The organism is Acidovorax sp., assembly GCF_021287135.1.
Lineage (GTDB): Bacteria > Pseudomonadota > Gammaproteobacteria > Burkholderiales > Burkholderiaceae_C > Acidovorax.
This window is the reverse complement of the sequence record NZ_JAJTBB010000036.1, coordinates 1-23,975: the sequence shown is the minus strand read 5'-3', so window position 1 is coordinate 23,975 and position 23,975 is coordinate 1. Positions and strand designations below refer to the sequence as shown.

19 protein-coding genes are annotated in these 23,975 nt (G+C 69.4%); 4 read left to right on the top strand and 15 right to left on the bottom strand.

What is annotated here, in order from left to right; all coding sequences use genetic code 11:
* Positions 1 to 67 precede the first annotated feature (67 nt).
* The 4 genes from LWW96_RS09170 to LWW96_RS09155 all read right to left on the bottom strand — a co-directional run bounded on the left by LWW96_RS09170 (position 68) and on the right by LWW96_RS09155 (position 5,910).
* Positions 68 to 1,174 carry a collagen-like protein gene (locus LWW96_RS09170; protein ID WP_291486186.1) on the bottom strand — a complete coding sequence of 369 codons (1,107 nt, stop codon included), beginning with the start codon at positions 1,172 to 1,174 and terminating at the stop codon, positions 68 to 70.
* Between the two features lie 129 nt (positions 1,175 to 1,303).
* A complete protein-coding gene (locus LWW96_RS09165; RefSeq protein ID WP_291486184.1) occupies positions 1,304 to 1,558 on the bottom strand; it encodes a hypothetical protein in 255 nt (84 codons plus the stop codon).
* A 759-nt stretch (positions 1,559 to 2,317) separates the two neighbouring features.
* Positions 2,318 to 3,022 (bottom strand): IPTL-CTERM sorting domain-containing protein, encoded by a 705-nt coding sequence (locus LWW96_RS09160; RefSeq protein WP_291486183.1) that lies wholly within the window; start codon positions 3,020 to 3,022, stop codon positions 2,318 to 2,320.
* 230 nt (positions 3,023 to 3,252) lie between these two features.
* On the bottom strand, positions 3,253 to 5,910 hold the full coding sequence (locus LWW96_RS09155; protein WP_291486181.1) for an FtsX-like permease family protein: 2,658 nt from the start codon (positions 5,908 to 5,910) through the stop codon (positions 3,253 to 3,255).
* Positions 5,911 to 6,110: 200 nt separating this feature from the next.
* On the opposite strand from LWW96_RS09155, the gene LWW96_RS09150 reads away from it, so the two are divergent.
* Positions 6,111 to 6,539 carry an Hsp20/alpha crystallin family protein gene (locus LWW96_RS09150; RefSeq protein ID WP_291486179.1) on the top strand — a complete coding sequence of 143 codons (429 nt, stop codon included), beginning with the start codon at positions 6,111 to 6,113 and terminating at the stop codon, positions 6,537 to 6,539.
* Positions 6,540 to 6,578: 39 nt separating this feature from the next.
* Here LWW96_RS09150 and LWW96_RS09145 read toward each other — a convergent pair whose 3' ends face one another.
* From LWW96_RS09145 to gdhA, 7 genes are all read right to left on the bottom strand, one after another.
* Complete coding sequence (locus LWW96_RS09145; RefSeq protein WP_291486177.1) at positions 6,579 to 7,238, bottom strand: ABC transporter ATP-binding protein; 660 nt, start codon at positions 7,236 to 7,238, stop codon at positions 6,579 to 6,581.
* On the bottom strand, positions 7,235 to 8,245 hold the full coding sequence (gene miaA / locus LWW96_RS09140; RefSeq protein ID WP_291486174.1) for a tRNA (adenosine(37)-N6)-dimethylallyltransferase MiaA: 1,011 nt from the start codon (positions 8,243 to 8,245) through the stop codon (positions 7,235 to 7,237). Before miaA ends, LWW96_RS09145 begins: the two co-directional genes overlap by 4 nt.
* Entirely contained in the window at positions 8,238 to 9,476 is a 1,239-nt protein-coding gene (locus LWW96_RS09135; protein WP_291486172.1) for a multidrug effflux MFS transporter, read from the bottom strand. Before LWW96_RS09135 ends, miaA begins: the two co-directional genes overlap by 8 nt.
* An 89-nt stretch (positions 9,477 to 9,565) precedes the next feature.
* Entirely contained in the window at positions 9,566 to 10,399 is an 834-nt protein-coding gene (locus tag LWW96_RS09130; RefSeq protein WP_291486170.1) for an alpha/beta fold hydrolase, read from the bottom strand.
* Between the two features lie 100 nt (positions 10,400 to 10,499).
* Positions 10,500 to 12,950, bottom strand: a complete 2,451-nt coding sequence (locus LWW96_RS09125; RefSeq protein ID WP_291486168.1) for an ATPase, T2SS/T4P/T4SS family — start codon at positions 12,948 to 12,950, stop codon at positions 10,500 to 10,502.
* Complete coding sequence (locus LWW96_RS09120; RefSeq protein WP_291486167.1) at positions 12,947 to 14,080, bottom strand: PilT/PilU family type 4a pilus ATPase; 1,134 nt, start codon at positions 14,078 to 14,080, stop codon at positions 12,947 to 12,949. Before LWW96_RS09120 ends, LWW96_RS09125 begins: the two co-directional genes overlap by 4 nt.
* Before the next feature lie 125 nt (positions 14,081 to 14,205).
* Positions 14,206 to 15,549 carry an NADP-specific glutamate dehydrogenase gene (gdhA, locus tag LWW96_RS09115; RefSeq protein WP_291486165.1) on the bottom strand — a complete coding sequence of 448 codons (1,344 nt, stop codon included), beginning with the start codon at positions 15,547 to 15,549 and terminating at the stop codon, positions 14,206 to 14,208.
* Positions 15,550 to 15,814: 265 nt separating this feature from the next.
* On the opposite strand from gdhA, the gene LWW96_RS09110 reads away from it, so the two are divergent.
* The gene (locus tag LWW96_RS09110; protein WP_291486163.1) at positions 15,815 to 16,978 is read left to right on the top strand and encodes a glycerophosphodiester phosphodiesterase; all 1,164 of its coding nucleotides are present in this window, start codon (positions 15,815 to 15,817) and stop codon (positions 16,976 to 16,978) included.
* A 119-nt stretch (positions 16,979 to 17,097) separates the two neighbouring features.
* Here the strand turns inward: LWW96_RS09110 and LWW96_RS09105 are convergent, their stop codons facing one another.
* Positions 17,098 to 17,991 carry a methyltransferase domain-containing protein gene (locus LWW96_RS09105; RefSeq protein WP_291486161.1) on the bottom strand — a complete coding sequence of 298 codons (894 nt, stop codon included), beginning with the start codon at positions 17,989 to 17,991 and terminating at the stop codon, positions 17,098 to 17,100.
* A gap of 202 nt (positions 17,992 to 18,193) precedes the next feature.
* On the opposite strand from LWW96_RS09105, the gene LWW96_RS09100 reads away from it, so the two are divergent.
* The gene (locus LWW96_RS09100; RefSeq protein ID WP_291486159.1) at positions 18,194 to 20,068 is read left to right on the top strand and encodes a hypothetical protein; all 1,875 of its coding nucleotides are present in this window, start codon (positions 18,194 to 18,196) and stop codon (positions 20,066 to 20,068) included.
* Positions 20,069 to 20,107: 39 nt separating this feature from the next.
* Here the strand turns inward: LWW96_RS09100 and mutL are convergent, their stop codons facing one another.
* Positions 20,108 to 22,123 (bottom strand): DNA mismatch repair endonuclease MutL, encoded by a 2,016-nt coding sequence (gene mutL, locus LWW96_RS09095; RefSeq protein WP_291486157.1) that lies wholly within the window; start codon positions 22,121 to 22,123, stop codon positions 20,108 to 20,110.
* 95 nt (positions 22,124 to 22,218) lie between these two features.
* On the opposite strand from mutL, the gene LWW96_RS09090 reads away from it, so the two are divergent.
* Entirely contained in the window at positions 22,219 to 22,875 is a 657-nt protein-coding gene (locus LWW96_RS09090; protein WP_291486155.1) for a DedA family protein, read from the top strand.
* A gap of 78 nt (positions 22,876 to 22,953) precedes the next feature.
* Here LWW96_RS09090 and LWW96_RS09085 read toward each other — a convergent pair whose 3' ends face one another.
* Positions 22,954 to 23,193, bottom strand: coding sequence for a glycine zipper 2TM domain-containing protein (locus LWW96_RS09085; RefSeq protein ID WP_291486154.1), 240 nt, complete (start codon positions 23,191 to 23,193; stop codon positions 22,954 to 22,956).
* 192 nt (positions 23,194 to 23,385) lie between these two features.
* Positions 23,386 to 23,721, bottom strand: coding sequence for a cupin domain-containing protein (locus LWW96_RS09080; protein ID WP_291486153.1), 336 nt, complete (start codon positions 23,719 to 23,721; stop codon positions 23,386 to 23,388).
* Positions 23,722 to 23,975 lie beyond the last annotated feature (254 nt).

Here is a 23,975-nt window from a genome sequence, read left to right as displayed (position 1 = left end):
GGGCAAAAGCACGCCGGCTTCTGCGGCGGCGGGGCGGCGGTCGCGTGCCTCCGGCCCCGCCGACGGGTTACTGGCAATAGACGGTGCTGATGGCCGTGCCTTCGATGGCCGCATTGGAGGGACTGCTCACCATGAAGCCTCCCGTGTGCGTAGTGCTCATGTGCAGCGCGATCTCGTCGGTGGACGCGATCGACACGGCCGCCGTTGCGTTGCAGGTGGCTGCCAAGGTCCCCGCGACCGAACAGGTAAGGCCGGTCGCGGTGCCGTTCCTGTACAGCGTCACGGTCAGCGGAATCGTCGGTACGGTCGTGTAGTTTCGAACATGCAGCTGGGCGTTGCTGCAGCTCGTGAACGCCGGCACCGAGACATTGGCGAATACTGTGGGATCTACCGTGCAGCCCGATCCTGCGGTGTATGAACAGCGCGTGTAGTCCCACAGCCCGCCGCCCACGCCGCCAATGCCGAAGGGGAAGAACACGGCCGACTCCGATGTGGCGGGCATGACGGCGGCGGTGGAAAAGACAATGCCGCCTCCCCCGCTGCCGGCGGGACCGGTTGCGCCGGTGGCGCCTGTCGCCCCCGTTGCACCAGGCGCGCCCGGTATCCCCTGAAGGCCTTGCGGGCCCGGAACCGTGCTGTCGGCGCCGGTAGCACCCATGGGGCCCTGCGGGCCCATAGCACCGGTGGCTCCCGTGGCGCCAGTTGCCCCAGTCGCGCCGGTCGCACCCGTTGCCCCGGTTGCCCCGGTTGCCCCGGTTGCCCCCGTGGCTCCGGTGCCCGATGCGCCCGTCGCGCCAGTGGCTCCGGCCGGGCCTGTCGCTCCTGCGGGGCCGGCTGCCCCCGTGGCACCGGCCGGCCCTGTCGCTCCGGTGGCGCCCGTGGGCCCCGTGGCGCCAGAGCCGATGCCGGCCGCGCACGGCCCCAGGCGGCCGGTGGGGCCGTCAAAACAGGTCAGGCTGGTGTTGGGGATGGCGGTGCCCAGGCTGGGCACGGTCACTTCGCCGCTGTCCTGCACCCGAAAGCGTTCCGGAGAACCGCCGGAGCTTTTGACCACGAAACCGCCGCCGCTGGGCACGGTGACGGTCACATCGGCGGCCAGGGCCAGCGGAGTGTGCAGGGCGTAGGCGGCGCCCAGGGCGAGGCCCAGACGGTGGACTCGAGTGACAGGCTTCATGGTGGAAAAAAGAAAGTGACGATCGGTGAAACGGCGGTGAGAGGAGCAGGGCACAAGAGGCCTGTGCTGATGGCGGCCTTTTGGCTGCCCCGCCGCGGGGGCTTGCGCACGTTCAGGCTTGTGAGCAACTCACTGGCAAACGGCGTATGCCTCAGCGGACAGGTCGTTGAACACCGAGTACTGGCAGGTCCACTGGTCTATGGCGGACGGATAGCCCCCCTCGAAATAGCTTCCACCCCGGCCCGCCGTGATGCGGCATCCGCCGGTAACAAGGGTTTTTCCCGAGGCGCACGTGGCGGTCAGTTCAACGTCTCCTGTATTCGCCGGCGGCGTATGGTCGGCATACAACCAACTGCCGTTCGTGGAGTAGGTCGTCAGCGTCACGGTGCCAGTACCCGACACGCCGGTGGCCCCGGTCGCGCCAGTGGCCCCCGTTGCCCCCGTCGGGCCTGGAACGCCCTGGAGGCCTTGAATCCCTTGAATCCCCTGAGGGCCTGTCGGACCGGGTACCGTGCTGTCGGCACCCGTAGCTCCCGCAGGGCCAGTGGCACCGGTGGCTCCCGTGGCGCCAGTTGCGCCAGTCGCCCCGGTCGCACCCGTTGCCCCGGTGGCTCCGGTGCCCGATGCGCCCGTCGCGCCAGTGGCTCCGGCCGGGCCTGTCGCTCCCGCGGGGCCGGCTGCCCCCGTGGCGCCGGCCGGCCCTGTCGCCCCGGTGGCGCCCGTGGGCCCCGTGGCCCCGGAGCCGATGCCGGCCGCGCAGGGCCCCAGGCGGCCGGTGGGGCCGTCAAAGCAGGTCAGGCTGGTGTTGGGCGCTGCGGTGCCCAGGCTGGGCACGGTGACTTCGCCACTGTCCTGCACCCGAAAGCGTTCCGGTGCGCCGCCGGAGCCTTTGACCACGAAACCGCCGCCGCTGGGTACGGTGACGGTCACATCGGCGGCCAGGGCCAGCGGAGTGTGCAGCAAGGAGGCTGCGCCCAGGGCGGCAACCAGCCGGAAGGGGCGGGGCAGGCGTGTCATGAAGATCCCTCTCTCTGTCTGTGTCTCTTTGCGGGGGCGAAGCGGTTGCGCTTTCCCTCTGGGTGTGGGGAGGCTGCCGGGCTGTCGCGGGGGACAGCCCGTTGCCCGGCACGCGTTGGTGCTGGCCTAGAGACGCCGCGAGATCGCGGCGGCGAAGGAGCGGCGTTGCACGAAGGCCGCGATGCCCATCAGCAAGGCCAGCAGCATGAGGCTGGTTTCGCCCAGGGTCGGAATGCTGGCAGCCGCTGCGGCTCCACCGATGACGACCGTGCCGGTCACCGTGGCGAAGTTCTGGTTGACCGATGCGCTGGGGCCCAGGTTGATCACCGCCGTGCCGCCGCCAGAGGAGATCAGCTGGATGTTCTGTCCGGGCGCGCCTTGCAGTGTCAGGGTGCCCAGCACGGTGATGTTGGTGCCCGCGGGGATGACAAAGGTGCGGCCGGAGGTGCTGGACAGCGTCAGGTTCTGGAACACCATGGTGCCCGAGAGCTGGCTGGTGTTGCCCGTGCAGCCGTCGGTGAGAACCACCGAGCCGGTGCCGGCATTGAACGTGCCGCTACTGCTCAGGTCGCCGCCCACGGCGAGCACGCCGGAGCCGCCATTGAACTCGCCGCCACCTGCCACGTTGAGGTTGCTGCTGGTGGCGAACTGTCCGTCGCCAATGAGGAGCGCGCCCTCCACTTGCACGGCCAGGCAACCCATGTCCATGGACCCGCCGCCCGACATGTCCATGGACCCGCCCGCGCCGATCACGTATTGGGCCCAGGCCGGTGCGGCCAGGCCCAGGCACAGCAGGGCGGCAGCAGCCGCTTGGCGAAAGATGGACTTCATGGTTCTCCCTTGTGTTGGTGGGGCAGCTGCAGGCGGGGCCAGGCGGCTGCTCGACGGCATGTTGTTTCCCGCGCACAGGCGGGGGCGCGGCCCCGCGGAAAAAGCAGCCCGGCCCCTGCGGGGCGCAGCAGCCTTCAGAACCACGGTCGCGCCAAGGGATGATTATCAAAATTTGCCGCGATTGCAAACAATATTTAACGAAATGCGCGACTTCTTGACAGTGCTGGCGGTTACCAGTCCTCCTTGACGGCCAGCACGGCGTTCTGCCCTGCCGCAGCGCGGCCTGACGCCCAGGCCGTCAGCGTGCCGGCGGCCACCACGGCGGCGCACAGGCCCAGCAGCCGCAGGGCCGGCACGCGCAGGTCCATGGTCCAGTGAAAGCTTTGCGGGTTGACCACATGCACCAGCACCACGGCAACCGCCAGGCCCAGAAGCACCCCGGCGGCAGCGCCGGCCGCCGTCCAGGCAGCGCCTTCGCCGGCCACCACGGCCAGGATTTGGCGCCGGGTGAGCCCCAGGTGGGCGAGCAGGCCGAACTCCTTGCGCCGTGCCAGCACCTGCGCGCTGAAGCTGGCCGCTACGCCGAAGAGGCCGATGCCGATGGCCACGGCCTGCAGCCAGTAGGTCACGGCGAAACTGCGGTCGAAGATGCGCAGCGAGCGCTCGCGGATCGCGCCGGCCGAGACAAATTCCACCAGGGCGGGGGCCTGCGGCGTGGCGTCCCCGGCCGTCGCGGCCCGGCCGCCCTGCGCCTGCGCCGACGCCAGGGCGCGCACCGCCGCCTGCAGCGCGGCGGTGTCGGCGCCGTCACGCGGCCACACGGCCAGGTCGCTGGTGCGGCCGTCACCCGTCAGCCGCAGCCACACCGCGCGGTCCATCACCACGGCGCCCGATTGCCGGGCGTAGTCGCGCCACACGCCTGCTATGTAAAAGATAGCTGCTTGCGCTTGATGGGATTGGGCTAGCGGCTCAAAAGCCTTTGAAAATGCGGGCCAGTCCATGCCAGGGCGCACGCCGTACAGGTCGAGAACAGCCTCGCTCACATACACCGCGGTGCGCCCGGCGGGCACCGGCAGGGCCTGGCCGACCAGCGGCAGGCTCTGCGCCGCGCCGCCCGCGCCGGCCTCCTGCCCGCCCAGCGGGCGGCTGAGGACCGTGAGCGCCGGGCGCGCAGGGTCCAGCTGCAGCGGACTGGCGCGCAGGGCCTGCAGCCGTTCGACCTGCGGCAGCCGCGCCACGGCTTCGGCAAAGCCCGCAGGCAGCAGGGCCGCATCCCCGCTGCCGGGCGCGCCAATGGCCGAGCGCACGTACAGCGGCGAGGGCAGCACCGCGTCCAGCCACTGCAGGACGGAGCCCCGAAAGCTCGACACCATCACCGTCAGTGCCACCGCCAGGCTCAGGCTGGCCACCACGCCGCCGACGGCCATGGCGGCGGTGGCGCGCATGCGCCGTGCGCGCTCCAGGGCCAGCAGCGGCAGGGCACCGCGGCCGGCCAGCGGCTGCAGGCGGCGCAGCACCTGGTCCAGCCCCCAGGGCAGCAAGGCGATGCCGCCCACCAGCAGCAGCGCCACGGCCAGGTAGGCGGCCAGCGGGATGCCAAAAACGGGAGGAGCCAGCGCCAGCAGCACGCCCAGGGCGATCAAGACGAGCCCCGTGGCCCCGGCGCGGCCCCGCGCAGCGGCCGTGCCCAGCCCTTTGAGCGTCTGGGCCGGCGGCAGCGCCTGGGCGGCACGCGCCGGCCACCAGCCGCCCGCCAGCGCTGCCAGCGTGCCCAGCCCGCCGTACACCCCGGCGGCAGGCAGGCTCCATTGCAGCGCCGGCTGCACGCCTGCGAAGTAGCCACCCCCCAGGTCGCCCCCCAGCAGCCGCAGGGCAGCCGCGGCCAGGCCGGTGCCCAGCGCAATGCCGGCCGTGCTGCCCAGCAGCCCCAGGGCGGCCGACTCCCACAGCACCAGGGCCAGCCGCTGGCGCGGCGTGGCGCCCAGCACCGCCAGCAGCGCAAACTGTGGTGCGCGCTGCGCCACGCTGAGGGCCAGCACCGAATACACCAGGAATGCGCCCGTGAACAAGGCCACCAAGGCCAGCACGTTGAGGTTGACGCGGTAGGCCCGCGAGAGGTTGCCGATGCGCTGCGCCGCGTCCCCCGGCTGCGCAAACACGGCCTGGGTCGGCCAGCCGGGCAGGGCGCGCACGGCCTGCTGCCACGCGCGGGCGTCGGTGCCGGGCTGCAGCTGCAGGTCGATGCGGGTGAGCTCACCGGTGCGGCCCAGCAGGTCCTGCGCCGCCCCCAGGTCCATGACGGCCAGCGGCGCGCCGCCCGCAGCCACGGTGCCTGCCACGCGCACGGACCATTGCTGCAGCCCGGCCTGCAGCAGCACCGGCGGCGCGGTGCGTGCGGATTCGTGCCCCGACAGGCCCAGCGCCTGCAGTGCCGCCGCGTTGAGGAACACGGTGGCCGGGGCCAGCAGCGCCAGCCGGTCGGCGTCCTTCCAGGGGCGGGGCATCAGTGCGGGGGCCACGGCGGGCAGCAGCAGCGCATCGGCGCCCACCACGCGCAGCGGCGTGCCGGCGGCGGCCGTGCCCTGCGCCGCCGTGCGGGCCACGGCGGTCCACTCCAGCACCGGGCTGGCGCGCGCCACCTGCGGGTGGGTGGCCAGCGGGCCGTACACGGCCTCGGGCAGGCTGCCCTGCATGGCGCGCAGCTCCAGGTCGGGCTGGCCGTTGACGGCGCGCACGGCCTGCGAAAACTCGTCCAGCGCCGAGGCATTGATCACCTGCACCGCAAACCCGAGCGCCACGCCCAGCATCACCGCCACCACGGCGGCGGCGCTGCGCCAGGGGTGGTGGCGCAGGTCCCGCCAGGAGAAGGTGCGAAGCAGCGCCAGCATGGCGCGATTGTGGCGTGCGCCGCCGTCGGGCGCAGCGCCCGCCCGGCACTGATGCAGGTCAAGCTTGCCGCCAGAAGGTCTTGAAGCCGCGGCGCAGGGTACTTATCTTTATCAACGGAAGGTTGCCAGGCGGGCAGCCTCCCGGGGTCGCGCTGCGATGCCGGCCCTGGTGTGACCACCCTTTTTTCAGGAGCTCAACCATGAATTCGCTGGTATCTCGCGGCAGTCTGTTCGATGACTTCTTCAAGGACATTGCACCCGGGTTCTATGTGCGGCCACTGCACGGCGACAACCTGCCCTCGCCCTCGCAGATCAAGGTGGATGTGTCCGAAAACGACAGCGGCTACACCGTGCAGGCCGAAGTGCCCGGCGTGGCCAAGGAAGACATCCACGTCTCGCTGGAAGGCAACGTGGTGAGCCTGCGTGCCGAAGTGCGGCAGCACGACGAGAAGTGCGAGGGCGACAAGGTGCTGCGTTCGGAGCGCTATTTCGGGTCGGTGGCCCGCAGCTTCCAGCTGCCCGACGAAGTGGATGCCGCCCAGGCCAAGGCCAAGTACGACAACGGCGTGCTCACGCTGACCCTGCCCAAGAAGGCCAGCAAGGCCGCGCAGCGGCTGCACATCGAATAAGGCCGGGTACGCCGCCCGCCCGGCGCAATCGGGCCGGTGTCAGCGCAAGGGCGCCATGCCCGCGGTGGTCAGCCGCAGCACGCGGTCGGCACGCTCAGCGGCGGCCTGCGAGTGCGTGACCAGCACCAGCGAGGCGCCGTGCTGGCGTGTCTGCGCCAGCAGCAGGTCCATCACGCGGGCGGCGGTGCCTGGGTCCAGGTTGCCGGTGGGTTCGTCGGCCAGCAGCAGGCCGGGGCGGTGCACGAGCGCGCGGGCAATGGCCACGCGCTGCAACTGCCCGCCGCTGAGCTGCTGCGGCAGCCGCGCGCCCAGCCCCTCCAGGCCCACGGCCTCCAGCATTTGCTGCACGCGCGGCGGGTCCGGGCGCTCCAGCAACATCAGCGGCAGGGCCACGTTCTGCGCCACGTCCAGGTGCGGCAGCACGTGGAAGGCCTGGAACACGAACCCCACGTGGGCGCGGCGCCACAGGGCCCGCTGCGTGTCCGTGAGAGCGTCCAGGCGTGTGGCGCCGTGCGTGATGGTGCCCGTATCCCAGGTGTCCAGGCCCGCCAGGCAGTTGAGCAGGGTGGACTTGCCCACGCCGGAGTCGCCCACGATGGCGACGAACTCGCCCGGCTCCACCGCGAACTCCACGCCAGTAAACACGGGCGCGTCGCCATAGCGCTTGCCCAGCTGTTCCACGCGCAGCCAGGCCGTCATGGCGCGTCGGGTTGCGCGGGCGGGGCGGACAGCCGCTGCAGCACGGCCTGCACCAGCTGGGCCACCGCGTTCGGCTGGTCGCAGGCCACGGCGTGGCGGGCGGGCATGCTGCGCAGCCAGGTGATCTGCCGCTTGGCCAGCTGGCGCGTGGCGGCGATGCCGCGCTCGCGCAGGCTGTGCAGGGGCCAGGTGCCGTCCAGGCTTTCCCAGGCCTGCCGGTAGCCCACGCAGCGCATGGAGGGCAGGTCCGGATGCAGGTCGCCCCGCGCCCGCAGGCCGCGCACTTCGTCCAGGAAGCCGGCGGCCAGCATGGCATCAAAGCGCTGCGCAATGCGCTCGTGCAGCCAGGCACGGTCTTGCGGTTCCAAGGAAAAAAGGGCGGTAGCGCTTGCTGCACCAGCGCGAGCAGCTCCTGTTTTTGTAGTGTGAAAACTCGACAGCGGGCGGCCGGAGACGTGCCACACCTCCAGCGCGCGCTGGATGCGCTGGCTGTCCGCCGGGGCCAGCCGCGCGGCGGTGCTGGGGTCCACGCGGGCCAGTTCGGCGTGCAGTGCGGGCCAGCCCTGTTCGGCGGCCTGGGCCTCCAGCCGCGCACGCACGGCGGGGTCCGCGGGTGGCATGTCGTCGATGCCGTCGAACAGCGCCTTGAAATACAGCATGGTGCCGCCCACCAGCAGGGGCAGCGCGCCCCGGGCGCGGACGGCGTCCATGAGCCGCGTGGCGTCCTGCACGAACTCGGCCGCGCTGTAGGCCTGCAGCGGATCGCGGATGTCGATGAGGTGGTGCGGCACGGCGGCGCGCTCCGCAGCCGTGGGCTTGGCCGTGCCGATGTCCATGCCGCGGTACACCAGGGCCGAATCCACGCTGATGATTTCCACCGGAATACCCTGCTTGTCCAGCACGGCAGCCAGCGCCAGGGCGCCAGCCGTCTTGCCCGAGGCGGTGGGGCCTGCGAGCGCAATGGCGGGCAGGGCCGCGTCGCGCCGGATCGGTGCCAGGTCAGGCATGGTCCTGGGGGGCTCCGAATCGCTGCACCAGGGTCCAGGAGATGGCGGCCAGCACCACCGACCAGAACCACACGCCGTTGACCAGGGGCCAGACCGTTCCGTCCAGCCGCCGGCCCAGCCAGGCCCCGATGCCGAACGCCGCCAGCATCATCATGAAACCGTTGAGTGCAGAAGCCACGCCCGCCGCCCGGGGAAACGGCCCCACCGCGCCGCTTTGCCCGCAGGGCTGGTGGATGCCGTGGCCCAGCATGAACAGGTAGAACGGCAGCAGCAGCGCCACCGGATGGTGCCAGCCCGCCCAGGCCACCGCGCCCATCAGCGAGCCGCCCGCCACGCTGAGCGCGCCCGCGATGGCCACCGTGCGCCGCAGTCCGTGGCGCGCCAGCAGGCGCCGGCAGAGGAAGGTGCCGGCCAGGTAGGCCACGCACGCGGTGGCCATGACCCAGCCGTACTGCGTGCGCGTGACGCCCAGCACGTCGATGTAGACGAACGAGGACGCGGCCAGAAAGCTGAACAGGCCGCCGTAGGTGGCCGTGGTCTGCAGCGAAAACGCCCAGAACGTGGGACTGCGCAGCACCTGCAGCCAGGTGCCCACCAGGGCGCGCGGCTGCAGGGCCTGCGGATTGCGGTGGGCCAGGGTCTCGGGCATGCGCAGGGCCACCACGGCCAGCGTGGCCACCGCGTAGGCGGTGACGGCGAGCAGCGCGGCGCGCCAGCCCAGCCACTCGCTGAGCAGGCCGCCCAGCGGCGCGCACAGGCACGCGACGATGCCCAGGCCCGTGAGCGCCTTGGACATGGCGCGGGCACCCTCGTGCGGCGTGTACAGGTCGCGCACGATGGCGCGCGCGCACATCACCACCGCACCCATGGCGGCGCCCTGCGCCACGCGCCAGGCAATCAGCAGCGCCATGCTGGACGCTAGCGCGCTGCCCAGCGAGGCCACGGTGTAGATGGCCAGCCCCGCCAGCAGGATCGGGCGGCGCCCGAAGCGGTCCGACAGCGGCCCCCACACCATCTGCGAGCAGCCGAACGCCAGCAGCAGGCCGCTGAGGGTCAGCTGGGCCGCCGCCAGCGGTGCGTCCAGGCTGCGCGTGAGGGCGGGCAGGGCCGGCAGGTACAGGTCCGTAGTGACGGGCTGGATGGACAGCAGCAGCGCCAGCACGAGGATGGCCAAGCCAGGCTGGACGGCGGGGAGGGCGGCTGTGGGCGCAGCGGCGGACGGGGCAGACATATCCGTCTGAGCGTAACAGAAGGCCCGTGCCCGCAGGGCCCCGGGGACATGCCGCGGCATGCGGCGCCGCAGGGGGGGGCTGGCGGCCGCTACTGCAGCCGGAACAGCGACGCGAGGGCCTGGCGGTACTGGGCCTGGCCCACGGTGAGGGTCGTGTGGTGCGACCCGCCGTCCACCAGCACGAACTGCTTGGGCTCTTGCGCCGCCTCGTACAGTTTGCGTCCCAGCGAAGGCAGGATCAAGCTGTCCTCGCTGCCATGCACCACCAGCAGCGGGGACCCGATGTGCGCCACCTTGCGAACGGACTCGAACCGCTGCGTGATGAGGGCCGACACGGGCAGCCATCCCCACTTGAAGGTGCTGACCACCTCGGGCACGCTGGTGAAGGTGCCTTCGACCATGGTGCCTTGCTCGTCGTTCACCTTGCTGGCCAGGTCGATGGCGATGGCGCCCCCCAGCGAGTGGCCGAAGATGTAGCGGGGGCTGCCCGGCTGGTGCTGCGCCAGCCAGTCCCAGGCGGCGCGGGCGTCCTCGGCGGCAGTGGTTTCGGAAGGCAGGCCGGCGCTGCTGCGGCCAAAGCCCCGGTAGTCGATGGCCAGCACCGAGAAGCCCAGTTCGTGCATGCGCCGGATGCGCCCGGCGGAGCCCGCCACGTTCCAGCGCGCGCCGTGCAGGTACAGCAGCGCCGGTGCGTCGGCGCGTCCCTGCGGCAGCCACAGGCCGTGCAGCCGCGCCGGGCTGCCCGTGGCTTCGGACGCAAAGTCGATCCACACGTCCTGCATGCCCTCGGTGGATGGCGCGCCGCCCCAGCTGCGGTCGCTGGGCTGGAAAATCCACTCGCGCTGCTTGGCGTCCAGGGTGGCACAGCCCACGCTCAGGGCCACTACCAGGCCCAAGGATGCAAGAAGAGGGGTGCGTTTCATCGTCCGACAGATTCTGGCGCCCATGCAAAAGTTCGGTGAGGGCCGGTGGTATGGGAGTCTGCGAGCGATCCCCTGCGAGATCGTCAACACGTTCTGAGGCTCAGGAGCAGGCGCCGCGTACGCTGCGCTGGTCGGTCACACCCTCCAGCACCTTGAGCAGCCCGTACTGCAGCAGCCGCAGCATGCCTTGCGCGGTAGCCGCCTCAAACAATCGGTCCACGGGGGCGCGGGTCTGGATCAGCTTCTTGATGCCTGGCGAGGCGGCCATCAGCTCGTAAATGCCCACGCGGCCCTTGTAGCCTGTCTGGTCGCAGTGGCGGCACCCCTGGGCGCGGTACAGCACCCAATCCGAAGCCCCTGCGGGGACAAAGCGGCTGCGCCAGGGCGCCAGCAGGCTCTCGGGCGCCAGGCCGGTGCCGGCCGCGTAGTCCGTGGCGATCTGCTGCAGTTCCTCGGCGTCCGGGGTGTAGGGCTGCTTGCAGTCGGGGCACAGGCGGCGCGCCAGGCGCTGGCTCAGCACCCCCACCAGCGCATCGGCAAAGTTGAAGGGGTCCAGCCCCATGTCCAGCATGCGGATCACGCTCTCGGGCGCGCTGTTGGTGTGCAGGGTGGACATCACCATGTGGCCGGTCAGCGAGGCCTCGATGGCGATGTGGGCGGTTTCGCTGTCGCGCATTTCGCCCACCATGATCACGTCCGGGTCGGCCCGCAGAAACGCGCGCATGGCGGTGGCAAACGTGAGTCCGATGCGCGGGTGCATCTGGATCTGCCGCAGACCCTGGTGCGTGATCTCGATGGGGTCTTCCGCGGTCCAGATCTTGGTGTCGGGGTGGTTCACCTCGGCCAGCAGCGAGTGCAGGGTGGTGGTCTTGCCCGACCCGGTGGGCCCGCACACCAGGATCAGGCCGTAGCTGCGGTGCACCATCTGCTGCAGTTGTTCGACCAGGGCCTTGTCCATGCCCAGCTTGGCCAGCGGGATGGGTTTGGACGATGCCAACAGCCGCATCACGATGTCTTCGAGCCCGTTGGTGGTGGGCAGCACGGCCACGCGCAGCTCCAGCTTGGTGTGGCCGAAGCGCGAAAAGTCGATCTTTCCGTCCTGCGGCAGCCGGTGCTCGGAGATGTCGAGGTTGGCCATGATCTTGATGCGTGACAGCAGCGCCGCGCGCAGCACAAACGGGATGCGCAGGTATTCGGTCAAATCGCCGTCCACGCGCAGCCGGATTAGCGTGGGCTGCTCCTCGGGGTAGGCCTCGATGTGAATGTCCGACGCGCCCCGTGCCTGGGCGTCCAGGATGGTCTTGTTGACCAGCCGCACCACCAGGCTGTCGTTGTCGGACACCTGCCGCTGCAGGTCTGCGTGGCCCGGCGCTGCGTCGCTGGCCGTGAGCCGCTGCGACAGTTGCCGCAGTTCTTCCTCGATCGACAGGTCGGTGCGGTCTATGCCCTGCTTGGAATATTCGAACGTGATGCGTGCCGCCAGCTCGTCGGGGTTGGCAATGACGGGCACCACCTGCTTCTGGGCCGAGAACCGCAGCTCGTCCAGGTAGTCGGCATCCACCGGGCTCTCCACCGCCACCACCAGGCTCTTGTCGCTCACCAGCAGGGGCAGCACCTGGTGCTCCACCGCATATTCCTTGGGCACCAGGCGCAGGACTTCCGGCTGCACCACAAAGCCGTCCAGCGCCACCAGCGGAATGCTGAACTGCTGCGCCACCACTTCGGTCAGCTGGGCCCGGCTCAGCGCGCCCATTTCGACCAGGATGTTGCCCAGCAGGTGTTTGTTGCCCCGCTGCATCAGCGTGAGCGCGTCACGCATCTGGTCATTGCTCACCAGCCCCTGGTTGATCAGGATGTCGCCCAGCCGCACCGGCACAAAGCTGCCGATCTGGGTGATCTGGCCCTCCAGCTGCGTGGGGCTGCGGATCGGCTGCATGGGGGCTTGCGCGTTCGGCGGGACCGTTGCGGCTGGGGCGCTCGGGCCCTGCCTGCGCCGCTCCTGCTCTGTCAGTGCCTGCTGCAGGGTGTCGGCGCTGACCAGATTCGACTGGACCAGGTGCTGGCCCAGCAGCCCCCCCACCTGGTAGCTGCGCAGCGCGGTGGCCGGTATGAAAATCCGCACACAGTGCACCGCGTCGGTCGTCAGATAGAAGAACAGGCCCTGGCGGGTTTTGACAAAGCCTTTGGTCTCGCCGCGCAGGGTTTCACCATCGACGAACTGCACGGTGAAAGGGCGTGACGTGGTGTGGACCTCGTGCCCCCCCGCTGCCTGGTAGCGCGCGGTCAGCTCGGCGTCGGCCGCCAGGGGGACAGGCGGCATCAGCTGAATGCTCTTGATTCCTGCAAAAGGCAGCGCCACAGCGGCCGAGTCCCCTTGCGGCGTCAGCAGGGCGTGCTGCGTCTGCGGGTCAAACTGCTCCAGCACGCCGTGGCGGGTCTCGCCGCTGGTGGTAAAGACGATGGCCTCGGCCGCAGCCTGGGCCTCGGCCGGGCGCGCGTCGCGAAAGAACGGCGGAAACGGCCACTGCGGCATGCGCGCGACGTCCGTCACGACAGCCGAGAGGCCGACTGCATGGGCGAAGACGTGTCGATGGAAAGGTCCCCTGCATCCTGCGTGGTCACGCCCGCCGCCAGGCGCACGCGAAGCGCCAGATCGGTGCGCGAGTCCGCGTTGTGCAGCGCCTCGTCCAGCGAGATGCGGCCATCGGCGTAGAGCTGGTACAGCGCCTGGTCAAAGGTGCACATGCCGATCTCGGTGCTGTGACCCATGGCGTCCTTGATGCCCGAGAACTCGCCCTTGGCGATCAGGTCCGCGATGTACGGCGAGTTGAGCATCACCTCCACCGCAGGCACCAGCTTTTCGTGCAGGCCGGGGATCAGGCGCTGCGAGATCACGCCGGCCAGGTTCAGGCTCAGGTCCATCAGCAGCTGGTGGTGTGCGTCTTCAGGAAAGAAGTTGATGACCCGCTCCATGGCCTGGTTGGCGTTGTTGGCGTGCAGCGTGGACAGGCAGAGGTGGCCGGTCTCGGCATAGGCAATCGCCTGCTTCATGGTGTTGCGGTCGCGGATCTCGCCGATCATGATCACGTCCGGCGCCTCGCGCAGCGCGTTCTTCAGCGCTTCCTCGTACGACTGCGTGTCGATGCCCACCTCGCGCTGGTCGACCACCGAGCGCTTGTGGGCGTGCAGGAATTCCAGCGGGTCCTCGATGGTGAGGATGTGGCCCGTCACGTTCTCGTTGCGGTAGTTGATCATGGACGCCAGCGTGGTGGACTTGCCCGACCCCGTGGCGCCCGTCACCAGCACCAGCCCGCGCTTGCGCAGCACCAGCTTTTCCAGGATGGCCGGCAGGCCCAGGGCCGACAGCGCCGGAATCTTGTTCTTGATGTAGCGCACCACCATGCCCGTCTCGCCGCGCTGCACGAACACATTGACGCGAAAGCGCCCCAGGTTCTCGGCCGAGATGGACAGGTTCATCTCCTGCCGCGCCTCGAACTCGCTGATCTGCTTCTCGTTCATCACGGAATAGGCCAGCTGCTTGACCTGGCCGGGCAGCAGCGCCGGCATTTTCAAAGGGTGGGTGACGCCCTCGATCTTGAGGTTCACCGGAGCGCCCACGCTGAAAAACAGGTCGGAGCCGCCCTTTTCGACGAGGGCGTTCAGAAAGCTGAAGATTTCCACGGTGGACTCCTGCGCAAGAGGCAAAAAGGGCGGGCCCGCCGCCGGGTGGGCCTGGGCCAAGGCGCCTGTAGCATACGCTTACATGCGGCTTGGCCCAAGCCGCGCCCCGCCTGCCGCAGGGGCTCTTACACCACGCCTTGCGCCAGCATGGCGTCCGCCACCTTGACGAAGCCCGCAATGTTGGCGCCGTCGATGTAGCTCACCGAGCCATCGGCGCGGCGGCCGTACTGCAGGCACGCGGCGTGGATGCCCCGCATGATCTGCAGCAGGCGCGCGTCCACCTCGTCGCGCGGCCAGGACAGCCGGGCGGAGTTCTGGCTCATTTCCAGGCCCGAGGTGGCCACGCCGCCGGCGTTGCTGGCCTTGCCGGGGGCGTACAGCACGCCCGCCGCCTCCAGTGCCTTGGCCGCCTCGATGGTGGCGGGCATGTTGGCCCCTTCGGCCACGCAGACCACCCCGTTGCGCACCAGGGTGGCGGCATCGTTGCCGTCCAGCTCGTTCTGCGTGGCGCAGGGCAGGGCCACGTCGACCGGCACGTGCCACGGGCGCACGCCGGCTTCAAACTGCACGCCGGTGCGGGCCGCGTAGTCGCTCACGCGACCGTAGTGGTGGTTCTTCACCTCCATCAGGATGGCGAGCTTCTCGGGCGTGAAGCCTTCCTCATCCACCACCGTGCCGCTGGAGTCGGACACCGTGACGACCTTGGCGCCCAGCTGCATGGCCTTTTCCACCGCGTACTGCGCGACATTGCCCGAACCCGACACCGACACCCGCAGCCCGTCAAACGAGCGGCCCCGCGTCTTCAGCATCTCCTCGGCAAAGTACACCGTGCCATAGCCCGTGGCCTCGGGGCGGATCAGCGAGCCGCCGAACGACAGGCCCTTGCCCGTGAACACGCAGTCGGCGCGGTTGCTGAGCTTTTTCATCATCCCCGCCATGTAGCCCACCTCGCGGCCGCCCACGCCGATGTCGCCCGCCGGCACGTCGGTGTCCGCGCCCACGTGGCGGAACAGCTCGGACACGAACGCCTGGCAAAAGCGCATGACTTCGCCGGGGCTCTTGCCCTTGGGGTCGAAGTCGCTGCCGCCCTTGCCGCCGCCCATGGGCAGCGTGGTCAGCGCGTTCTTGAAGGTCTGTTCAAACGCCAGGAATTTCAGCACCGACAGGTTCACCGAGGGGTGGAACCGGATGCCGCCCTTGTAGGGCCCGATGGCCATGCTGTGCTGGATGCGGTAGCCGCGGTTGACCTGCACGGCGCCGTGGTCGTCCACCCAGGCCACGCGGAACATCACGGTGCGCTCGGGTTCCACCAGGCGCTCCAGCAGGCCGTGTTCGGCATAGCGCGGGTGTTCGGCAATGAAGGGCCACAGGCTCTCCAGCACTTCGGTAACGGCCTGTAAAAACTCGGGCTGACCCGGATTGCGAAGGGCCACGTGGGCCAGGAAGCTGCCTGCAGTTTCGTATTTCATAAGGTTCAAAAGACTCTCAACGTCGTCCACCGGGAGCAGGCACCATGCACTGCAATGGAGCATTATGTTCAAAAGTCATACTTTCATGCCGATGGCTATGCACAATGCTGGGGATTTGGCGATCAAAAATGGAGTGAATTGCATTGATTTGGTGCGTTCCTGGACGGTTTTAAGGAGCTAATGGGCCCCGGCGCTGGCTGTCACGGCCGTGTCACAGGGTGCGCCCACAGTTCGGCGGTTTTTCAACCACAACGAGGAGAAGTGCATGCACATTTCTGGTGCGAGAGGGAGTTTGCTGGCGCTGGCGGCAGTGCTGGCGGCCTGCGGCGGCAGCGACGGGCCGCGCTATCCCACGCTCAACGGCGACACCCCCTTGGTCATTGGCCACCGCGGGGCTGCCGGCTACCTGCCCGACCACACGCTGGAGGGATACCAGCGCGGCATCGACATGGGCGCGGACTTCATCGAGCCGGACCTGGTGGCCACCAAGGACGGCGTGCTGGTCGCGCGGCATGAGCCCAACATCACCGGCACCACGGACGTCGCCTCGCGCCCCGAATTCGCCAGCCGCAAGACCAAGAAGGTGGTGGACGGGGTGGAGGAAGAGGGCTGGTTCGTGTCCGACTTCACCCTGGCCGAGCTCAAGACCCTGCGGGCGATCCAGCCGCTGTCCGACCGCGATCCGTCGTTCAACGGCAAGTTCCAGATCCCCACGCTGGAGGAAGTGCTGGACCTGGCCAAGAGCGCGGGCGCCAAGGCGGGCCGTACCGTGGGTGTGTACCCCGAAACCAAACACCCCACGTACCACGCCAAGCTGGGGCTGCCGCTGGAGGACCGCCTGCTCACGGTGCTGGCCAAGTACGGCTACACCAGCAAGAGCTCGCCGGTGATCATTCAGTCGTTCGAGGTGTCCAACCTCAAGTACCTGCGCACCAAGACCCAGGTCCGCCTGGTGCAACTGGTGGATGCCAATGACGTGAACCCCGACGGCAGCATGGACCTGACGGCGCCGTACGACCGGCCGTATGACTTTGCGGTGGCTGGCGACTCACGCACCTTCGCCAGCCTGCTCACCCCGGCCGGCCTGAAGGAAGTCAAGACCTATGCCGACGGCGTGGGGCCGTGGAAGCCGTACCTGATCCCCTCCAAGCAGGTGGACGCCAACAAGGACGGCAAGGCCGATGACCTCAACGGCGACGGCAAGATCGACGAACGCGACCGCGTCATGATGCCCCCGACCGACGTGGTGAAGAACGCCCACGCCGCCGGGCTGTTCGTGCACGCCTACACCTTCCGCAACGAGGCCAAGCGCCTGGCGTCGGACTTCAAGGGGGATCCGAAGGCGGAATACAAGCTGTTCTACGAGCTGGGCGTGGACGGCATGTTCAGCGACTTCGCCGATACGGCCAAGGCTGCGCGCGACCAGTGATGCGCTGGGGTGATTCCCCAAGAAGCACCCGGAGAAAAGCGCCGCAAGGCGCTTTTCTTTTTTAGCGCGAAAGGACGGGAAAAGAAAAAGGGCGCGCCACAAATGGGCGATGCCGGCCCCTACGCAACGTGGGGCACGGTTTTCTCAAAGATGAAGACCACTTCTTCCTTGTTCTTCAAGACCAGCCGGGTCTCGTACGCCAGGCGGTACAGGCCCTTGGCCCGGGAGAACATCTCCACCATGCCGTCCATGGTCCAGGCATGAAAGTGGATGCTGTAATTGGCCGCGTTCAGTTCCTGCGCCACTTCGCTTTCAAACTGCGCGAGCGCCGCCCCGCTGCGGCGGGGGAACAGCCCTTTGTCCATTCCGTTGGCGGCAAAGATCTTTGCGAACTCGGCATAGGCCAGTTCCCGGGACCAGCCCGGCCCCTCCTCATAGTCCCGTTGAAGGTGCTCGAAGGGCGTGGGCTGCCGCACGCTGTCGAAGCTGTGCCGCATTTCGGGCAGGCTCAGGTACAGGATGCCCCCGTGCTTGAGCACCCTGAGCATGTTGCGGAAGCCCTTGATCGGGTCTTCGAAATGCTCCAGCACATGGTTGGCAATGACGAAGTCCTGCGAGTAGTCCCCCACCTTCGAGAGGCATTCGCCGTCGTCCACGATGTCGGGGCGCACCACGGTGCTCAGGTCCACCCCGAAGTCCTTCAGCGACAGCCCGGCCACCTTGTGGTTGGCGTCCAGGTCTTCCAGGTTGTATTTGTCAACATAGGTCACCTGCGCTGCCGTCGGCACCGGCAGGGGCGAGGCAAAGGCGCCGATTTCCAGCCCCTGGCCCGCGATGAAGTTGTCTGCAATGGTCTTGCGGACCTCGGTCATGGAGGCGCACAGCGATCGGGACACGGGCGCCGCGGGCACTTCGTTTTTTTGCTGAAGGGCCAGTTCGATGTTGGCGAGCCGGCTCTGCAGGCCTGGCGTGCCGACCAGCCGGCGGATGAGGGATGTGATCGCTGTTTTCAAGGTCAAGATTTTTCTTCGAGGTTTCGGAGACGGCCAGGGCCGTCAACGCGCGGCACGCGCGCTGTTCCCGGGTTTTGCGTTGTATTCTTCCCGATTTCCCGCGTCTTGTGCGGGACTTCGCATTTTCAGCTGCGCCGGCCGCCGACTGCCGGCGGGCTTCCCGGGCTGCGGCGCAAGCCCACCACTGTCGACCCTCTCTTTCATGAACGCACCCACCGTTTTCCCCCCGCCGTCGCGCACCCACCCCAGCGACTGGCTGGCCGTGCTGCTGTTGCTGGGCTTCGGTTTTCTGCAGGTGTACTACTGCGATCTCACGTTCCACGGCCCCGACCAGATCCGCGACGTGGAGACGGTGCGGCAATGGCTGCACCAGGGCCAGTGGCCCCGCAGCAGCACGCCGTTCAACGGGCGGTTCTTTCTGCCGCCAGGGTTTTATTACCTGCTGGGGCTGCCCCTGCTGGTGGCCGACCGCGAGACCAGCATCTTTGCGGCCTTCGGGCTGTTCAATCTGGCCTGCCTCGGCTGGGCCTGGGCCACGTTCCGCGCGCACCTGGGCCACCGCGTCGCCCTGGGCTTTGTGGCGCTGTGCATGCCCATCGTTGGCAGCATGTACACCCACAGCGCCTGGAACCCGGCGCTCGTGATGGGGCTGTCCAGCGGGGTGCTGGCGCTGTGGGTGCGCGCCCTGCACCGGCCCGGCTCGGGGTGGTTTGCGCTGGCGCTGGCGATGTTCCTGCTGCTGCAGATCCACCCCTCGGCGGTGCCGCTGGCGGTGGCGATGGGGCTGTATGCCCTGCTGCACCCGGCCGTGCTGCGCCAGCGCGGCACCTGGGCCGGTATCGGCGTGGTGCTGGCCCTGACGGCCGGGTGGGCGCTGTGGGCCCAGCCTTGGAACATTGCGCACGTGGTGGCTGCCCCGCCGCCGCCTTCCGAGGCCGGCTGGATGGGGCTCGCCGGCCGTCTGCTGAGCCCGGGCAAATGGTGGGATGCGTTGGCCATGCCCTACTACATGGTGGCCGGCATCTCACCCGCCCAGCCGGGGGTGACGGCCGCGGCGGCCGTGCTGCTGGGCGTGGTGCTGGTGGGGGCGGTGCTGGGGCTGGTGCGGGCCGTCCGGTCGCCCGCCCTGCGCTGGGTGGCCGTGGCGATGCTGGTGTGGTGGGGGATGGCCATGCTGATGCTTCCCTTTGGCGCTTTTTGGCACCTGGACGTGATCCAGCCCTGGATGGCCCTGGTGGCGGCCTATGGCTGGGCGGGCGCCAGCGAGCGGTGGGTGCGCAGCGCCGCGGCCTGGCTTGCGGGGACGGCCGCTGTCGGCGCGCTGGCGCTGGGCGGGCAGTGGGCGCTGTACCGGCAGTTCGAGGTGCTGGGCAAGCTGGACCTGGGGGCCAATGTGTCGTTCTTTCCGCACATCGGGGGGCCGCTGCGCTGGGTGCCGTCCTTCAGCTTCCGCTACCTGCGCGCCATGCAGGACTATGTGGACTCGGAAGGCCTTTGCCAGAGCCAGCTCCGGGGCCTGTACTGGATGCTGGCGCGTGACCTGACCAACCGCCAGTTCGACGCCCGCTGCCCCGTGGCCGCGGCGGGGGCCTCGGCCACGCAATATCTGATCGAGCCCGCGGCTCCTGCAGTGCCTTCGGCATTCACCCAGGGGCTGGCGCCCGTGGCCGCGCTGCCGGGCGCGGCGGTGTTTGCCTTTGCGCCGCTGCCCGTGCGCGTCAACGGCCGGGACGGGGGCAATGTCTTCACCGACGAGCGGGTGGACTACATGACCTTCCTGCCGGCCACGCACCCGCAAGGCATTGCGCTGCAGCTCACCGCCCCAGGGCCGGCCGTGCTGCGCGTGGCCCTGCGCTGCGCCGACGCCTCGGTGCTGCCCGCGCCGGAAGGCTGGTCGCTGTCCCAGGCCCGTGCCATGGCGGCGCCGCGCGCCGAGCACTTCCGGTACATGGGCAGCAACTACTACACGCTGGAGTGGACCCTGCAGCCGGCGCAGCCCGGCGCGCCCATGGCGCTGGCGACGCCGCCGGCGGCGCTGCAGTGCGACGTGTCCGCGGCGGCGCGCGCCTTGCCCTGACCGGGCGTCGGTGCAGGGGCTGCTGCGGCCTGGGCTGGCCTACCGCCCGCGCAGGAACAACCCGTCCAGCTCTTTCATCGTCAGCTGCCGCCAGGTGGGCCGGCCGTGGTTGCATTGGTCGCTGCGGTCGGTGGTCTCCATCTGCCGCAGCAGCGCGTTCATCTCGTCGAGCGTGAGCTTGCGGTTGGCGCGCACCGCGCCGTGGCAGGCCATGGTGCCCAGGATTTCGTTGCGGGCGCGCTGCACCACGGTGGTGGCGTCATGCTGGGCCAGCTCGGCCAGCACGCTGCGGGCCAGTTCCACCGGGTCGCCAAAGCCCGACGCCGTGGCCAGCGTGGTGGGCACGGCGCGCACCGCCAGGGTCTTGGGGGAGAAGGGCACGACCTCCAGGCCCAGCGTCGCCAGCACTTCCACGGACTCTTCGGCGGTGGCTACCTCTTGCGGTGTGGCGGCGAAGGTGGCCGGGATCAGCAGCGGCTGGCTGGCAATGCGCGCGCCGCTGTCCACCTGGGCCTTGAGGCGCTCGTACACGATGCGTTCGTGCGCGGCGTGCATGTCCACGACGACCATGCCCTGGGCGTTCTCGGCCAGGATGTAGACGCCGTGCAGTTGCGCCACCGCGCGGCCCAGGGGCCAGGGGGCGTCGCCGGGGTCGCGTGCGATGGCTGCGGGGTTCGCGACCGCGGCGGGCTCTGGCCATGCGGCCGGAGAGGCCGGCCCCGCCGCTGCCGGCTGCTGCGCCAGCGAAGGCGCCCACAGGCCGCCCACGGCGGCGGCGGGCGCTGCGGCCGGTTCGGCGGCCGGGCTGGTGCGTGGCGCCCACAGGGCCTGCAGGTCTTGCACGCGGTGGCCGCGCTGCGGTTCATCAAATTTGATAGCTGCTTGCGCTTGCCAGACGGGCGCTAGCGGCTGTTTTGGCTCTGAATCTCCAGCCGTCGCAGGCGCCGCGGGGGCGGCTGCGGCCGCCGCCAGGGCTGCGGCGCGAGGCGCGGCCAACGCGTTCTCCACCGCATGACGCACGGCCTGGTGCACCTCGCGGCTGTCGCGAAAGCGCACCTCGATCTTGGTGGGGTGCACATTCACGTCCACGCGGGCCGGGTCGATCTCCACATACAGCGCGTAGATGGGCTGTTTGTGGCCGTGCAGCACGTCTTCGTAGGCGCTGCGGGCGGCGTGGGTGAGCACCTTGTCGCGTACGAAGCGGCCGTTCACGTAGCAGTACTGGTGGTCGGGGCGCGAGCGGGCGGCGTCGGGCAGGCCGGCGCGGCCCGTGACGGTGACAGGCCCCACGCGGTGCCGCACGGCGACGGACTGGGTGACGAAGTCTTCGCCCAGCACGTCCGACAGGCGGCGGGCCAGCGCGTCCTGGGCGTCCTGCGCATCTGCATGGCCGGGCACGAACGTGGCGCGCCACTGCTCCACCAGCTTGCCTTCGTGCCAGATGGCAAAGCCCACGTCGGGCCGCGCCAGCGCATGGCGGCGCACGGATTCAATGCAGTGTGCCAACTCGGTCGCGTCGGTCTTCAAGAATTTGCGGCGGGCAGGGGTGGAGAAGAACAGCTCTTTCACCTCCACCGTGGTGCCGGTGCTGCGGGCGGCGGGGCGCAGTTCGCCGCTGCGTGCATCCAGCAGGAAGGCGCTGGCCTGGCTGGCCGGGCGCGAGAGCAGGGCCGTCTCGGACACCGAGGCGATGGCCGCCAGCGCCTCGCCCCGAAAGCCCATGGTGGCCACGGTTTCCAGGTCGTGCAGGTTGGTGATCTTGCTGGTGGCATGGCGGCGCAGGGCCACGGCCAGCTCGTCCTGCGGGATGCCGCAGCCGTCGTCCTCCACGGTGATCAGGCGCACGCCACCGGCCGACAGGCGCACGGTGATCTGCGTGGCGCCGGAGTCCAGCGCGTTGTCCACCAGCTCGCGCACCACCGAGGCGGGGCGCTCGACCACTTCGCCCGCGGCGATCTGGCTGATCAGCTCGTCGGGCAGGTCGCGGATGGGGCGGCGGGCGGGCGCTGCAGCGGGCGCTGCTGCCGCGAGGGAGGCAGTGGTGTTGTCGGTCACCGCGGGATTTTAGGGCGGAGGGCCGGCAGGGGTTTTGGCGCAGCGCCGCGGGCCGTGTGGGGATAATGCCCGCTACCTTTTTTGAACCCCCACCCATGGAACTCGCCACTTTTCTCATCGACTTCATCCTGCACGTGGACAAATACCTGGAGGCTTTCGTGCAGTCCTATGGCGTCTGGGTGTATGCGCTGCTGTTCCTGATCGTGTTCGTGGAAACGGGCGTGGTGGTCATGCCCTTCCTGCCGGGTGACTCGCTGCTGTTCATCGTGGGCGCGCTCAGCGGCGCCGGGCTGATGAGCTTTCCGCTGGCCTGCGCGGTGCTGCTGCTGGCGGCCATCCTGGGGGACCAGTGCAACTATTCCATCGGCCGGTGGGTGGGACCCAAGGTGTTCCAGTGGGAGCAATCGCGCTGGTTCAACCGCCGCGCGTTCGACCAGGCCCACGCGTTCTACGAGCGCTATGGCGGCATCACCATCGTGCTGGCGCGCTTCATGCCCTTCATTCGCACGTTTGCGCCCTTTGTGGCGGGCGTGGCCGCCATGGGGCGGGCCAAGTTCACGGGCTTCAATGTGGCCGGTGCCGTGCTGTGGGTTCTGGGGATCTGCACCGCCGGCTACTTCTTTGGCAACCTGGCGTGGGTGCGGGAACACCTGGACAAAATCATCTGGGCGCTGATTTTGGTGCCGGGCGTCATTGCCCTGCTGGGCGCCTGGCGCGCGGGCCGCACGCCGCAGGGCCCGGCTGCGACCTGACGTGGTACTTCAAAAAAGAGAGCTGCCCGCGCTTGTCAGACAAGGGCGGGCAGCTTTTTTGATGCCGAACGAAGGCGGTCAGCGGCGGTAGCCCCGGCGCTGGTCGCGGTCTTCGCCGATCTCGTGGCCGATCAGCGCGCCCGCTGCGGCGCCGCCGATGGTGCCTGCAGGCCCCCCGAAGACGGCATTGCCCACGGCGCCGCCGGCAACGGCGCCCACCCCGGTGCCGACCTGGGCGCTGGTGGGGTTGGAGGCGCACCCGCCCAGGGCCAGGGCGGCGGTGCACGTGGTAGCAAGAAGCATGTGACGGATTTTCATGGCTAGGGTCCTTTGTGAGTGGAACCAGGCCACGGTCCCGGCGGCACCTGCGGGGCGTTCGGGGAACGTGCCTGTGACTTCACTATCCCCCGCCCGGGGCGGGCCGCCCGTAGGCGACGGCGGCTTGCCGCTGTAGGACACCGGGGCACCACCGCGTGCGCGGCCGGCGGGCAGGCGCAGGGTGGGTGCGGGCTAACCAGCGGGTTTCAGGCACAGGGTGACCAGCAGCGACGCCGGCTCCAGCGCCCGCAGGGAGCGCAGCGCGCGCGGCGCCAGGTGCACGAAGTCGCCGGGTTGCAGCTGCTGGGTGCCGTCCTCGCTCAGGAACTCCACCACCCCTTCGATGCACAGCACGGTGGCCTCGCCGGGGGTTTGGTGCTCCTTCATGGATTTGCCGGCGTCCAGCACGACCCGCATGACTTCGAGCTGGCCGGCTTTCAAGATGGCTGCGGTGGTGGTTTCCAGCAGGCGCGCCCCCAAGGGACGCACGCTGACGATCTGGCCGGATTGGGCGTGGGGCAGGGCCATGGAATGCCTCCTTTCTTGCCGTGGAACTTGAGGGCCACTGTGCGCGCACTTTGCCGTGCGCGCAAGCCTGGTGCGGCCTTTGCCCTGGCAGGAAGGGTGTGAATGGCCTTCTAGGGATGCTCTGCACGAATTGAGCGGTAAGTGGGCGCTGCGGATCGGGAGGGGCTGCAAGGCGCAAAACGCAGCAATAGCCGCAGCTATTGCGAGGATTTGCAACGCAGCAGACTGCCCGAGGCCGCAGATGCACGCGGCGC

What these genes read in the sequence shown, in the direction of transcription:
- LWW96_RS09170 (WP_291486186.1), bottom strand. Translation starts at nt 1,174, where the DNA reads ATGAAGCCTGTCACTCGAGTCCACCGTCTGGGCCTCGCCCTGGGCGCC.
- LWW96_RS09160 (WP_291486183.1), bottom strand. Translation starts at nt 3,022, where the DNA reads ATGAAGTCCATCTTTCGCCAAGCGGCTGCTGCCGCCCTGCTGTGCCTG.
- LWW96_RS09155 (WP_291486181.1), bottom strand. Translation starts at nt 5,910, where the DNA reads ATGCTGGCGCTGCTTCGCACCTTCTCCTGGCGGGACCTGCGCCACCAC.
- LWW96_RS09150 (WP_291486179.1), top strand. Translation starts at nt 6,111, where the DNA reads ATGAATTCGCTGGTATCTCGCGGCAGTCTGTTCGATGACTTCTTCAAG.
- LWW96_RS09145 (WP_291486177.1), bottom strand. Translation starts at nt 7,238, where the DNA reads ATGACGGCCTGGCTGCGCGTGGAACAGCTGGGCAAGCGCTATGGCGAC.
- miaA (WP_291486174.1), bottom strand. Translation starts at nt 8,245, where the DNA reads ATGCCTGACCTGGCACCGATCCGGCGCGACGCGGCCCTGCCCGCCATT.
- LWW96_RS09135 (WP_291486172.1), bottom strand. Translation starts at nt 9,476, where the DNA reads ATGTCTGCCCCGTCCGCCGCTGCGCCCACAGCCGCCCTCCCCGCCGTC.
- LWW96_RS09130 (WP_291486170.1), bottom strand. Translation starts at nt 10,399, where the DNA reads ATGAAACGCACCCCTCTTCTTGCATCCTTGGGCCTGGTAGTGGCCCTG.
- gdhA (WP_291486165.1), bottom strand. Translation starts at nt 15,549, where the DNA reads ATGAAATACGAAACTGCAGGCAGCTTCCTGGCCCACGTGGCCCTTCGC.
- LWW96_RS09110 (WP_291486163.1), top strand. Translation starts at nt 15,815, where the DNA reads ATGCACATTTCTGGTGCGAGAGGGAGTTTGCTGGCGCTGGCGGCAGTG.
- LWW96_RS09100 (WP_291486159.1), top strand. Translation starts at nt 18,194, where the DNA reads ATGAACGCACCCACCGTTTTCCCCCCGCCGTCGCGCACCCACCCCAGC.
- LWW96_RS09090 (WP_291486155.1), top strand. Translation starts at nt 22,219, where the DNA reads ATGGAACTCGCCACTTTTCTCATCGACTTCATCCTGCACGTGGACAAA.
- LWW96_RS09085 (WP_291486154.1), bottom strand. Translation starts at nt 23,193, where the DNA reads ATGAAAATCCGTCACATGCTTCTTGCTACCACGTGCACCGCCGCCCTG.
- LWW96_RS09080 (WP_291486153.1), bottom strand. Translation starts at nt 23,721, where the DNA reads ATGGCCCTGCCCCACGCCCAATCCGGCCAGATCGTCAGCGTGCGTCCC.